Source organism: Streptomyces sp. CA-106110, assembly GCF_050936285.1.
In the GTDB taxonomy this organism is placed as follows: Bacteria; Actinomycetota; Actinomycetes; order Streptomycetales; family Streptomycetaceae; genus Streptomyces.
In genome coordinates this window covers 1,503,819-1,516,365 of record NZ_JBNJNB010000001.1, presented here as the reverse complement: position 1 = coordinate 1,516,365, position 12,547 = coordinate 1,503,819, and the positions used below count along the sequence as shown (strand labels likewise).

Sequence of the window (12,547 nt, the reverse complement as noted above, 5' to 3'; positions counted from 1 at the left end):
GGCGGACTGCGGGCCTTCTGTGCAAGAGGAGGCCGGGACAAGGAGCCGCACGGAGCGCGGACGCCATCCCCGGTAAGCCGGTCCTCGAGGCAGAGGCGGGTCAGTCCTTGAGGAAGAACTGGTGCTGGTCGGCGATCTGCTCGTACTCCTCGAGGCGGGCCTGCGTCCGCTCCGGGTCGGCGTCCGTCATGGCCTGCAGGAGGGCCGCGGCGATCAGGCCGGGCGCGGCGTACGAGTCGAAGACCAGGCGCGACCCGGTGCCCGTGGCGAAGACGACGTCGGCCTCGTCGGCCAGCGGCCCCAGCCCCAGATCCGTGATCAGCGCGACCTTGAGCCCCGCGGTGCGTGCCACCTGCACCGCGGTCAGGGTCTCCTGGGCGTGCCTGGGCATCCCGAAAGCCAGCACCCAGGTACCGCCTGCCTCGCGGGACTGCAGCAGCGCGTCGTAGGCCACCGTGCCCCCGCGTGTCACCAGCCGCACGTCCGGGTGGATGCGCCGGGCCCCGTATGCGAAGTACTCGGCGAGCGATCCGGAGATCCTCAGCCCCATCACGGTCAGCGGCGTCGACTCCGACAGCGCGCGACCGACCCGGATCACCTCGTCGGGATCGGCGAAGTCCCTGCGCAGGTTCTCCAGGTTCTCGATCTCGGCGTCCACGGCCGCCTGCAGTTCGTTGCTGCGGGACTCCGGCGGCGTACCAGGGCTGCCCAGTGTGCTGAGGGCGATGGACTGGAGTTTCTCCCGCAGCGCCGGGTAGCCGCTGAAGCCCACGGCCGCGGCGAAACGGGTCACCGAGGGCTGGCTGACCCCCGCCCGCTCGGCGAGATCGGTGATCGACAGGAAGGCGGCCTCGGTGATGTGCTCGATCAGATACTGGGCGATCCGGCGATGCCCGGGGGACAGCCGAGGACCGTCGAACAACTCTCTGAGCTGGGACGTCGGGGAAGCGCCTGCCTCCGGGACCGTCTTGCCCGCAGTGATCGCAGCCGCCTGCGCGCGTGCCTTCTGCGGGGACGACACCGGACCGCCTCCTTCATGTCCCGGGAACCTCAACATAGCTCACCCGCGGCGCTGACCAGGGGCCTTGTCTCCACCAGGGCGGACGCGGCTCCGACAGGCGCGCCCGCCGCTTCGGCCGTACCGTCGTGCATGGGGGTGTCGGGGGTGGGGTACCCGCGTCGGTCAGCGAAGGAGAGGAGCGGCCGTGAACTCGCCCGTAGCCCACGCACCACAGGTCGAAGTGGTGGTCAGCGACTGCTCGGCGTCGGACGCCGGAAGGCTGTTCGCCGAACTGTGCCGGCGCTTCGGCTCGGACCGCAGTGCCGAGGACGTGCCTCATGAGACCGAAGGGTCCAGGCCCACGATGTGGACCGGGACGTTCGACACATCGGCCACCTCGGGCCCCTCCGAGCAGATGTCGCCGCCTTCCCTCTCGGGCCCCGTGAAGCTCGAAGTCCAGGGCGAGCCCCTGGCGGTGGAGCGACTCCGTCAAGCGCTGGACGCGATGTACGACGTCCACCAGCTGGGCGTGGTCGCCGGCGACCAGGAGGTCGACGTAGAGCTGCGTCTGGAGAGCCTGGCACACGCCTGAGAAGGCGAGCCGGCCCCGGTCCGCCGGGAACGCACTTCCGTCAGGGCGGGGCCGGCGCCCTCGCGGCCGGCTGCGAGCGGACGACAGGTGTCATGGACGAAGGCCGCCGGGGTACAGACCCGGAGGGTCGTCGGGTTCCCGCTGTGCGGCGAGGGACTCCCGCGCACAGCGTATACCGGGACGACGGCCCCGTGGGCACCGTGAACGCACCGGCCGCAGGGGCCTGGCCACGACGCGAGGAGCAGCCATGACCGCCGAGCCGGGGGTCTCCTCCGCAGCCGCGGACGACGGTCCGGTCCTTCCTCCTCCGCCCTTCGATCCGGAGCTGGCGGCGGCTTTGGACCTCACTCCGGAAGCGCTGCCACCGGGCTTCCCGCCCGAGGCGATCCCCGAGGTCCGCGCGAGCATGCTCCTGCCGCCGCCCACGGACGACCACCTGCGCCGCGGCGGCGCCTTCGAGGTGGAGGAACGGACGGTGCCCGGCCCGGCCGGTGCGCCGGAGGTCTCCCTGCTCATCTGCCGGCCCGCCCCTGCGAGCGCCCCCCTGCCGGCCGTCTACCACACGCACGGCGGCGGAATGATCGTCGGCAACAACCGGATGGGCGTCGACGAGATGCTCGACCTGGCCGAGGAGCTGGGGCTCGTCGTGGTCTCCGTGGAATACCGGCTGGCCCCGGAGCATCCGCACCCGGCCCCGGTCGAGGACTGCTACGCCGGACTGGTGTGGACGGCCGGGCAGGCGAAGGAACTCGGCGTCGACCCCGAACGGATCGTCGTCGCCGGCAGCAGCGCGGGCGGGGGCCTCACCGCGGCACTGGCTCTGCTCGCAAGGGACCGCGGCGGTCCCGCCCTCTTCGGCCAGATGCTGCTGTGCCCGATGCTCGACGACCGCAACGACTCGTACTCCGCCCGCCAGATGGCGGGGCACGGAGCGTGGGACCGCACCGCCAACGCGACCGGCTGGGGCGCGCTGCTCGGCGACACCCGCGGCGGCCCGGACGTCTCACCGTACGCCGCCCCGGCCCGCGCCAACGATCTGTCGGGCCTGCCGCCCGCCTTCATCGACGTCGGCTCGGCGGAGACGTTCCGGGACGAGGACGTCGCCTACGCCACCGGGATCTGGCAGGCGGGCGGGGTCGCCGAACTCCATGTGTGGCCGGGCGGCTTCCACGGCTTCGACGGCTTCGCCCCGCAGGCCCGGCTTTCTCAGGAGGCCCGGACGGCCCGTGCGCGCTGGCTGCGACGCCTGCTGCGCGCCTGACCCGGACCGGGGCCCGCCCCGAAGGGCGTGCCCCGCACTGCCCGCCGCCGGCCGACCGTCCCGGTACGGCGGTCGGGAGAGGACCTCAGACGCGGGACTCCGTCCGCAGACACCCGTGGAGCGAGGCCGTCATCGCCGCGACGAAGGCGTCACGGGTCTCGGCGTGGACGAGGTCGAGGGACAGGTAGGGGTTGAGGTCCTCCAGCTCGACCAGCAGGAGATCCCCCTCCCGGGTGCGGCAGGCGTCCACACGCTGTATGCCGTGCTCGAGGGTGTTCCAGTCGATGAAGCGCCGGGCGAAGGCCAGGTCGGCGACCGTGGGCTCGTAGGGCACGAGATCCCAGCGGCGGCCGGGATCCGGGGCGTGGAGCGCGTACTGGAAGGCGTCGTCGACGTAGTAGAACGACACCTCGTAGCGGAAGTCGATGCGCGGCTGGACCAGGACGTCGCCCCAGGACAGGGTCCCGAGCCGGTCGGATGGCAGGAACTCCAGACCGATGGAGTCCGCGCCGGCCTTGGGCTTGACCGCGTACAGATCGCTCGCGGGCAGCCGGACCAGGTCCTCGGGCCGGTCGGCGGTGGGTATGACCGGGTACCCGGCGGCGGTCAGGTCGAGCAGGTACTGCTTGCCGGCCATGTCGGCCTGTCCGGTCAGCGGGTTGTACACACGGGTCTCGCATGCCGCGGCCCGGGCGCGGAAGGAGTCGTACTGCTCCTGGTAGTGCAGCACCGGTCCGCTGTTGCGCACCACGACGGCGTCGTAGCCGTCCATCAGCGCCTCCGCGTCCAGCGGATGGCACAGGGCGATGTCGAAGTCCGCGCGCAACCGGGAGGAGAGCGCGATGTCCTCGTCGCAGTAACGCCGGCCCCGGGCCTCGTAGGCCAGGTCGGTCACGTACAGGAGGCGGGGGCGGGCGGGCATGGCTGGCTTCTCCTCGGTCGGCGGCCATCAATCTAGTCGGCGCGAGTGGCCGCGCCGGAGCCGGCCGGTGATCGCGTCCCCCTGGCGGCGCGCAGGACGGGGTATTCCGTTCCCGGGCGAGTGCGGATGACAAACTGGCCGTATGGAAGAGCGAGAATTCCGCAGGTTGGGACAGCACGCGTCGGTCATCGGCCTGGGTACCTGGCAACTGGGCGCGGACTGGGGCGACGTCGACGACAAGGACGCCCACGAGGTGCTGGAGTCGGCGGCCGAGTCGGGCGTGACCTTCTTCGACACCGCGGACGTGTACGGGGACGGACGCAGCGAGCAGACCATCGCGGCCTTCCTGCTCGGCAGGCCGGATCTGCATGTGATGGTGGCGACCAAGATGGGCCGCCGCCTCGACCAGATCCCGCAGAACTACGTCCTGGACAACTTCCGTGCCTGGAACGACCGTTCCCGGCGCAACCTCGGCGTCGACCGCATCGACCTGGTCCAGCTGCACTGCCCGCCGACGCCCGTCTACTCCTCCGACGAGGTGTACGACGCCCTCGACACACTGGTCGAGGAGGGCCGGATCGCCGCCTACGGCGTGAGTGTGGAGACCTGTGACGAGGCGCTGACCGCGATCGCCCGCCCGAACGTGGCGAGCGTGCAGATCATCCTCAACCCGTTCCGGATGAAGCCGTTGCGCAAGGTCCTCCCGGCCGCACAGGAGGCCGGCGTGGGCATCATCGCGCGGGTGCCGCTGGCCTCCGGCCTGCTGTCGGGCAAGTACACGAAGGACACGGTCTTCGCCGCCAACGACCACCGCTCCTACAACCGGCACGGCGAGGCCTTCGACCAGGGCGAGACGTTCTCCGGCGTCGACTTCGGGACGGGTGTGGAGGCGGCGGCCGAGTTCGCGGCGCTCGCCCCTGAGGGCTTCACCCCGGCCCAGCTGGCGCTCGCCTGGATCGTCCAGCAGCCCGGGGTGACCACGGTGATCCCCGGTGCCCGGTCCGCGGACCAGGCTCGCGCCAACGCGGCGGTCGCCAAGATGCCGTCGCTCCCGCAGGAGACGCTCGACGCCGTCCGGGAGCTGTACGACCGGCGGATCAAGGAGCAGGTCGAGGGCCGCTGGTAGGCACCGGGAAGGCGACCGCGCGGCGGTCCGTCCCGGCCGGACGGACCGTCAGCATGCCGGAGCCGTCAGACAGTCAGCCCGCTAAGAGTCATCACGTAATGAGGTGATGTCCACCCGATGTCTGTACGGAGCTGGCGCGCCTGGGTGGCGTGTCAGCTCCGTGCAGCCGGCTGTTCCGACGTGGGCCTTGTGCCGCTCGTTCGCGGGTCGGGTCTCATTCGGGGTAAGTGCGGTACCGGGTGGTGGTGTTTTGTCGAGCAGAGGCCCGCGGCCGGAAACTTCCGGCTTGTGGGCTGCCGCGTGGGTGCGGCCCCGGGTGGGGCGGTCACCGCGCTGCGGTTGACTCGACAGGGCTTCTTGCAGCCCTTCATGGAACATGATCTGTGTGTGGTGCGCCTGGACTATGTCCAGGCGTGCGGTGCTTGGGTCGTCCGGATCAGCGAGGTGGACGTGGGCGCAGAGCGCGGCGGAGATTTTGTCCCTGTCGCCGACGAGCCCGCACGTGGGGCAGGTGTGGATGCGGTCGGCGAGGGTTTTGGGAACGCGTTCGCCGCAGAAGCAGGCCTGGGAGAGTTTGGTGGTGAAGGTGGAGCCTCGGAGCATCCGCCCGCCGGTCTTCTCACACTCCCGGCCGATGGCAGCTATGAGCCGGCCGGGTGTGGTGGCCTGCAGGGCTTTGCCCCACCGGCGGTACCAGGTGCGGATGTCGCAGTCCTCGACGATCAGGTTGGCGCCGTGGTGAGTGGTGATGGCTGTGGCGATGCGGCGGGCGCGGTGGTCTTTGGCCGCCGCGGCGGTGGCGGCGGCTTCGGCGAGCCGGGCCCGGTTGAGCCGGTAGCCGGCTGACAGGCTGTCGCGGCGGTACGCGTGCTTGGGCACTCCAGCCTTGTTCGCTGCCCTTGCCCCGCAGGGCGTTTCGACGGCCCGGGCGGGCAGGCGTGCGGCCTGGCGGCGTTCGGCCCGGTCCTGCTGCCGTTTCGACGGCTGGTACTGGGCGGGGTTGGAGGCTCGGCGGGAGCGGTCGAGGGCGCGCTTGCGGCCGCGGTCTTTGCGGCGGGCTTTCGCCAGTGCGGCGAGTTCCTCATCGGACGGCTCTATCCGGGTTGCCTCCACGCCACCGTCGGCGGGGTCGAAGGTGTTCGGGAAGGAGACGATGGAGAGGTTGGAGACGTTGCCGTCGATGCCGCCGACCCGCTCGAGTGCGGCCGCCCCTGCGCGCCGGGCCTTTGTGGTGGGGGATGCGTAGCCGCCGGTCAGGACCGTCAGGTGGGCTTGGTACGCCCATCCGCCCGGCGCCGAGGTGTCGCGGCGGCGCACGAGGTCGATCTTGTGCCAGGTGTCGGGGTTGGTCAGGAAGTGCAGCAGACGCGGCCAGCGGCCCGAACCCGACGGCAGGCGGACGGGCAGGACCAGGTCGCCGCGGCGGGAATCCGCTCCGCCGGTGAACACGACGGCCAAAGGTCCGGTGTGATCCCACCACGTGGCGGCCCGCGTCTTCGGCGTGTTCTTCGCCGTCACCTCGCCCGTCTGAACGCGTCCCGAAGGGCGCGCAGGCTTGGGCAGGTGCCGCGGCTGCTCGAGCACCCCGATCCCTGCAGGGAGCGCGGCGACCTGCTCCGGGGTGAGGAACGTGCGGTCGAGGCTGCGATGGCGGTAGGTGTCCAGGTGCCCGGCGAGGGTGCCGTGGAGCCGGAAGGTTTCCCATGTCCGCGAGGTGGTGTGGGAGCGGGCGCGGCCGGGGATGCGGGTGTAGTCCCACCACCGGCCCACGCGGGGCCGGCCGTGCCTGCGGCCGGAGGCATCCGGGAACAAATGCCGGCTCACCGACGTCTCGAACACCTCATCCGCCTGGTGCATCACCAAAGCTTTGGTGACGTGATGGGCAAGGTGTTTCGAGTGTTCCATGTGCCGGTAGGCGCGGCGTTCCATCCCTTCCCGGGACAGACCGAGTTCCAGCCGCCACGCTTTCGCGTCCACTTCGCGGCGGACATCACCGGCCCAGTACGCATCGACCGCGTCCCGCGCATCACGCTGCAAGGCCCGCTTGATCGACCACATCGCCGAGAACAGGTCCTCGGTCCGGTGCCGGGTATCAGGCTCGTGGACATCCAGCGGGAGGCGGATCACCGCAAGCTCGGTGTCCTTATCCCGCGTCCAGCGCTTCCCCTTGTTCTTGCCCCGGAACCGGCGGGCAGGAGGCGCACCGCCGGAGGCGGACACGGGCTTGCCCAATGCTGTGCTCACCAATGCTCCACCTCCTTCTTTGACTCACGCCCAACGACGACGTCACCTGCCCGCAGTTTGACCAGTGCGGCAACCAACACCAAAGCTACAAGAGCCCACTGACAACGCCCCGTCTCACAAGAGGACTTCGGTCTCTGCGATGGCCGTCATGCGCCTGCGTCTTGCCCACTGCACCTCGTCCGATCGGCTCCCTCTTCGGCATCTCCCACGCGGCCGCCCACCGGGTCATTTCTCGGCTGGCCGCACCGCTCGCCGAACTCCTCGGGCCACCGCCCACCGACCGGCGGGAATTGTGGGTGGTCGACGGCACACTCATCCCCGTCCACGACCAGCAACGCACAGCGAAGAGCAAGAACTACCGGCGCAGCGTCAACGTGCAGATCGTCTGCAGAGCCCGCGACCGCCGCGTCGTCGCCGTCAAAGACGCCTGGCCGGGCAACCGCAACGATGTGGTCGTCTTCCGCGAAACCCTCCAGAAAACACTCCCTGATCATCCCCGCCTGTCCGGTGACGGCGGCTACCGCGGATGCGACCGCATCCGCACACCACGCCGCGGGGTCGACGGTCGCATCATCAAAGACCGCGCCTACCGCCGGTTCCGCAAACGGCGGGCCGTCGCCGAACACACCATCGCCCGACTCAAAGACCACCAGATCCTCCGCCAATGCAGACGCCGCGGCAACGCGATCAACCACGCCGTCGCCGGCGTCGCCGCACTCCACAACCTCAAGATCGACATCCGGTAAACGAAGCACTCCCAGAAGTGAGACACGCCCCGACCCGCATTACGTGATAGCTCTTAGGCCGTCAGCGCGGAGCGTGCCGAGCGGGACGCTCCCCGCGCGGCGGCCCGCACCCGGTACATGGTCTTGGCCCGGTCGACGACCGGGTCGCCGAGCACGATCCGTCCGGCGGCGTACAGCGCGTCGCACTCGTCGGTGGGCAGCGCCACAGGACGGCTCCCGGACCGCCAACAGCCCCAGCGCCGACGCCCGTTGCCCTGCACCGTGAGGAAGACCGGGGCGCGCTCGTCGGTGATCAGGCGCAGCACTTCGGCAGCACGGGAACTGAGCCGAGGGCGCGTCATGGTCGGTCAGCCTTTCGGGGCACGGGCGGACGGTGTCTTGTCCGGGGACAAGATGATCTCTACCCGCATTGTTGCCGAGGGCACTGACAACGTGCATCCGGCTTGTGGGACGCCCTGCCGCACCGGCCGGTTGTCCGCCGCCGATGTGACGACCTTCACCCTGATGTGGCGGAAAGTGATGAATTCCTTACGCGAGGAATGCGTAAGGGGTTGGGAAGAGCCGCCTCAAGAACGCGGAGGTTTCCCGTGCGACCGTTCACTCTCAACTATGCCCGGCCCAGAGGGCTTCCGGCTGTGGTGACGCCGTACCGTTTCGACTCCTCCCGGCAGTTGAACGTGCTCCCCGACGGCCGTCCCGCCGTGAGCGACCGCGCGCTGCTGCTGGCGGCCGGCACGACGACGTCCACCGCCGGCTCCCAGACGCACTTCGACGACTGACGGCCCGTACGCGCATGACGGTCCTCATCCTTACGTCCGAGGAGGACGTGACCGCCGACATGGTGGTGGCCGTGCTGGACGAGCGGGGTGTTCCCGTGGTGCGCCTGGACCCGGCCGACGTGCCCGGCAAGGTGGTGCTGTCCGCCGACTACGCCCACGGCGACTTCGACGGCCACCTCTCGGTCAACGGGCACGTCCTGAGCATGGCGGGCCTGCGTTCGGTGTGGGTGCGCCGGCCCGGTGAACCGGCCGCGCACGCCGCCCGGTCCTCGGCGTGGCTGACGGCGGAGACCCGTCAGGCGCTGTACGGCATGCTGTACTCGGCCTCGACGCGGTGGATGAACCACCCGCGCAACGCCGAGCAGGCCCGCCACAAACCGTGGCAGCTGCGGATCGCCCACCTCAGCGACTTCGCCGTCCCGCCGACCGTGATCACGACCGCGCCGCGCGTGGCCAAGCAGTTCGCCGAGGAGTACCGGGACGTCGTCGTGAAGGCGGCCTCGGGACCGCCGCCCGAGGACCCGGCGCTGGCGCTGCCCACCACGCGCATCGGACCCGACGCCGACTTCTCCGCCGTCGCGGCCGGTCCCGCCCTGCTGCAGCGCTACATCCCCAAGCGCGCCGACATCCGCCTGACCTGCGTCGGCCCCCGTCTCTTCGGTGCCCGCAAGAGGACCGCGCCCGGGCAGGTCGACGGCCGGTACGGCGACACCGGCTACACCTGGGAGAGCACGGTGGTGCCCGACCGCATCGTGAAGTCCGTCCACGCGTATCTGGCGCTGGCGGGACTCGCCTACGCCGCCTTCGACTTCGCGGAGGACGAGGACGGGCTGTGGTGGTTCCTGGAGTGCAACCAGGGCGGGCAGTTCGGCTTCGTGGAACTGCAGACCGGACAGCCGATCGCGGAGGCGGTGGGGTTGTGGCTGGCGCAACGCACGACGGACCGTCGCGTGTCCTAGAGCCGCCGGTGAGCCGCCGGCGTCCGGTGGTGGCCTGAATCAGGCCGTCACCCCATCCGCGGTCCGGTCCGCACGGGGGCGCGGACCGGGCTGCGGATGCCCCTCTTCCGGTGATCTGGCGCGCCGTCAGGACGGCATGGGGCGGAAGGTCCGCAGGAACACGTCGAGCGCCCGCTGGTTCTCCGCGTTCCCTGCGTCGGCGACCGGGGTCGTCCAGCGCAGCGAGTAGCCCCGGTCGTCGCCGGTCAGAAAGCCCCGGCCGAAGGTGTGCACCCGGACGCCGTCCACCGTGGACAGCCACTCCATGTCGGCGCCCTTGCGGCCCTGGTAGGTGACGGGTCTGATGTCGCCCACCCGTGTGTAGCCGGTGTAGGTGTCCTTGAGGGACGGCTCCAGGGCCTCCCAGATCGCGACCGGGTCCGGACCGAGTCGCACGCCGGAGGTGACCGTCAGCGTGCGCGGGTCCCCGCTCGTCCCGAACGTCGCGCGGTAGGTGCCCTCGGCGGCGCTCTGCGTGTTGACGCGCTGCCATCCCTGCGGCAGGAGGATGGAGAAGCCCTCGGGCGCGGCGTAGGGGGTGAAGCCGGCGTTCGGGTCCCGGGTGGTGCCGGAGGAGGGAGCCGGAGCCGTCGCGGGCGGAGGCGTGTTGCGACCGGTGCGGTCGGCCGAGGCGGAGGGCGCGCCGGAGCGGGACGGCTGGGTACCGGACGCGGACGTACGGCCGCCGTCCGATTGGCCCGCCGCGACGAGGACGGCGACCGACGAGGCGACGACCATGAGGCCCGCGCCCGCCAGCACCGACCGGCGCACCACCGGCGTGCCCCACGCCCGCCCGGCCCGGTGGGCGAACTGCCACGCGCCCTGGAAGCGCGGCATCAGCGTCTCCGCAGCGGTCGCGTCGAAGTCGTCGTTCACGATGCGCGTCAGCGATGCGCGCACCACAGGCTCCGGCACCCGTTCCAGGGCGTCGCGCCGCAGCAGCCCCGTGACGGCCGGGGCGAGCGGGCCGGCGTTCGTGGGGGCGCGCAGTGGCAGCCGGTCCACGGCGCGCATCGTCGCCTCGACCGGGCCCCGGTCCTTGAACGGCGGACGTCCCTCCACCATCGCGTACAGCAGCGCCCCCAGTGCCCACTGGTCCGCCGCCGGGCCCGCGCTCGAACCACGCGCCTGTTCGGGGGAGGCGTACGTCGGCGCGGTGACCCGCTGGGTGACGGACGTGCCGATCAGCCCGAATCCCGTCACCACGACTCCTCCGCCCTCCTGGACGAACACCTGCCCGGGGCTCAGGTCGCCGTGCGTCACCCCCCGGCGGTGGGCGGCCTCCAGCACATCGAGGATGCCGAGGCCGATGCGGGCGGCCCGCACATAGTTCAGCGGGCCGCGGGCCAGGAGCACCCCGAGGGGTGTGCCCGGGATCCGCTCCGCCACAGTCCACAGGACACCGTTGTCGTCGACGACGTCGAGGACGGTGGCGACCCGGCCGGGGCACAGCACTTCCATGGCCTCCGACTCACGCAGGATCCGGGCGACCGTGCGGCGCGGAGTGACCTCGGGCCGCAGCGCCGTGAGCCGGGACGCGGTGAGCGTGACGGGGCGCCCGAACTCCAGGTCCTCACCGAGCCGGACGGCCCGGCCCTCCTCCTCGTGGGCGACCTCGAGCGCCCGGTATCTTCCTGCGATCAACTCCCGTGCGGAGACCTGGTCATGGTCCATCGTCATCCCTCGCTGCGCCCCGGACTGTCCCGTTTCAGGGATGTACGGCGGGCGTGACGGTGGGTGTTCAAAGAAAGGGGATTTCCACCGACGGGATTTTCTTCAACTACCCTTGCACCGCTCACACGTGCGAAAACATCGCCGTGGTCTACTCGTCAGTAAGTTACCCTCGGTTACTGTCTCCGCCCGAGCCGATGTACGACTCGGCGAACGCGGCCGCCGCGACCGGGGAGTCGAACAGCCGCCGCAGCCGGGCGGTGGCGTTGCCCGCGCGGAACGGATCGCCCGAGGACGGTCCGTGCAGCAACTCGGCGAACCACTGGGAGAACTCCTGGTACTCCCACACACGGCGCAGGCAGGCGGCCGAATAGCCCCGCAGGCCGGCCGCGTCGCCCGAGCGGTAGTACGTGATCAGCGCGTCCACGAGCACCAGGGCGTCGTACAGGGCGAGGTTCATGCCCTTCGCGGCGATCGGGGCGACGAGATGGGCGGCGTCACCGGCCAGGAACAGCCGTCCGTGCACCATGGGCTGGACCACGTAGTTGCGCATGTCCAGGACACGCTTCTCGATCAGGCGCCCCTCGGTCAGCGGCGCCCCGTCCGAGACGGACAGCCGTTCGTGCAGCTCGGACCAGACACGCTCGTGCGGCCAGTTCTGCGGGTCGTCGCCGGGCGGGCACTGGAGGTAGTAGCGGGTGACCTGCGGGCTGCGGGCCATGTGCGCCGCGAACCCGTGGGGATGGACCCCGAAGACGACGCAGTCCGACGAAGGCGGCGACTCGGCGAGGAGGGCGAGCCAGCCGACCCCGTAGTCGAGCCGCGCGACGTGCGCGCGCTGCGGCGGCAGCGAGGCCCGGGTCACGCCGCGGGCGCCGTCGCACCCTGCGATCACGTCGCAGACGATCCGCCGCCGTTCGCCCGAGCCGGGATCGGTGTACGACACCGACGGGTGCTCGGTGTCGATGTCGTGCAGCTCGACATCCAGCACTCCGAACCGGATGTCGCCGCCCTTGGTGTCCGCGTACTCCCGCACCAGGTCGGTGACGAGCAGCGGTTGCGGATAGACGAAGTGGTGATGCCCGGATATCTCCGTGTAACGGAACCGGTGCCGCGGCCGCCGAGGCGGAACTCGCACTCGGTGTGCCTCTGGGCCCGCTCCAGCAGCCCCCCGGCCAAGCCGTGCCGCTCCAGCGCCCGCACCGCCC

General features: G+C 71.0%; 12 protein-coding genes. 6 read left to right on the top strand and 6 right to left on the bottom strand.

Annotation, left to right across the window (positions count from 1 at the left end; genetic code table 11):
- Positions 1-100 precede the first annotated feature (100 nt).
- Positions 101-1,021 carry a MurR/RpiR family transcriptional regulator gene (locus ACQEXA_RS07080; RefSeq protein WP_432936092.1) on the bottom strand — a complete coding sequence of 307 codons (921 nt, stop codon included), beginning with the start codon at positions 1,019-1,021 and terminating at the stop codon, positions 101-103.
- A gap of 184 nt (positions 1,022-1,205) precedes the next feature.
- On the opposite strand from ACQEXA_RS07080, the gene ACQEXA_RS07075 reads away from it, so the two are divergent.
- Positions 1,206-1,592, top strand: coding sequence for a hypothetical protein (locus ACQEXA_RS07075; RefSeq protein WP_432936094.1), 387 nt, complete (start codon positions 1,206-1,208; stop codon positions 1,590-1,592).
- A gap of 247 nt (positions 1,593-1,839) precedes the next feature.
- The gene (locus ACQEXA_RS07070; protein ID WP_433129103.1) at positions 1,840-2,853 is read left to right on the top strand and encodes an alpha/beta hydrolase; all 1,014 of its coding nucleotides are present in this window, start codon (positions 1,840-1,842) and stop codon (positions 2,851-2,853) included.
- A gap of 85 nt (positions 2,854-2,938) precedes the next feature.
- Here the strand turns inward: ACQEXA_RS07070 and ACQEXA_RS07065 are convergent, their stop codons facing one another.
- Positions 2,939-3,775 carry a hypothetical protein gene (locus ACQEXA_RS07065; RefSeq protein WP_433129101.1) on the bottom strand — a complete coding sequence of 279 codons (837 nt, stop codon included), beginning with the start codon at positions 3,773-3,775 and terminating at the stop codon, positions 2,939-2,941.
- Positions 3,776-3,917: 142 nt separating this feature from the next.
- Here ACQEXA_RS07065 and ACQEXA_RS07060 point away from each other — a divergent pair, with 142 nt between their 5' ends.
- Positions 3,918-4,901 (top strand): aldo/keto reductase, encoded by a 984-nt coding sequence (locus tag ACQEXA_RS07060; RefSeq protein WP_433129099.1) that lies wholly within the window; start codon positions 3,918-3,920, stop codon positions 4,899-4,901.
- Positions 4,902-4,982: 81 nt separating this feature from the next.
- On the opposite strand, the gene ACQEXA_RS07055 is transcribed toward ACQEXA_RS07060, so the two are convergent.
- A complete protein-coding gene (locus tag ACQEXA_RS07055; RefSeq protein ID WP_433129097.1) occupies positions 4,983-7,145 on the bottom strand; it encodes a transposase in 2,163 nt (720 codons plus the stop codon).
- Between the two features lie 161 nt (positions 7,146-7,306).
- Here ACQEXA_RS07055 and ACQEXA_RS07050 point away from each other — a divergent pair, with 161 nt between their 5' ends.
- Positions 7,307-7,891 carry a transposase gene (locus tag ACQEXA_RS07050; protein WP_433129095.1) on the top strand — a complete coding sequence of 195 codons (585 nt, stop codon included), beginning with the start codon at positions 7,307-7,309 and terminating at the stop codon, positions 7,889-7,891.
- Between the two features lie 53 nt (positions 7,892-7,944).
- Here the strand turns inward: ACQEXA_RS07050 and ACQEXA_RS07045 are convergent, their stop codons facing one another.
- Positions 7,945-8,232: a hypothetical protein gene (locus tag ACQEXA_RS07045; protein WP_432936109.1), complete on the bottom strand. Its 288-nt coding sequence runs from the start codon at positions 8,230-8,232 to the stop codon at positions 7,945-7,947.
- A gap of 246 nt (positions 8,233-8,478) precedes the next feature.
- On the opposite strand from ACQEXA_RS07045, the gene tgmA reads away from it, so the two are divergent.
- Positions 8,479-8,670: a putative ATP-grasp-modified RiPP gene (tgmA, locus tag ACQEXA_RS07040; protein ID WP_433129093.1), complete on the top strand. Its 192-nt coding sequence runs from the start codon at positions 8,479-8,481 to the stop codon at positions 8,668-8,670.
- Between the two features lie 14 nt (positions 8,671-8,684).
- A complete protein-coding gene (gene tgmB, locus ACQEXA_RS07035) occupies positions 8,685-9,629 on the top strand; it encodes an ATP-grasp ribosomal peptide maturase (RefSeq protein ID WP_433129091.1) in 945 nt (314 codons plus the stop codon).
- Between the two features lie 126 nt (positions 9,630-9,755).
- On the opposite strand, the gene ACQEXA_RS07030 is transcribed toward tgmB, so the two are convergent.
- Positions 9,756-11,342 (bottom strand): serine/threonine protein kinase, encoded by a 1,587-nt coding sequence (locus tag ACQEXA_RS07030; protein ID WP_433129089.1) that lies wholly within the window; start codon positions 11,340-11,342, stop codon positions 9,756-9,758.
- A 163-nt stretch (positions 11,343-11,505) separates the two neighbouring features.
- Entirely contained in the window at positions 11,506-12,477 is a 972-nt protein-coding gene (locus ACQEXA_RS07025) for a 4-hydroxybenzoate 3-monooxygenase (protein ID WP_433129087.1), read from the bottom strand.
- Positions 12,478-12,547: the final 70 nt, after the last annotated feature.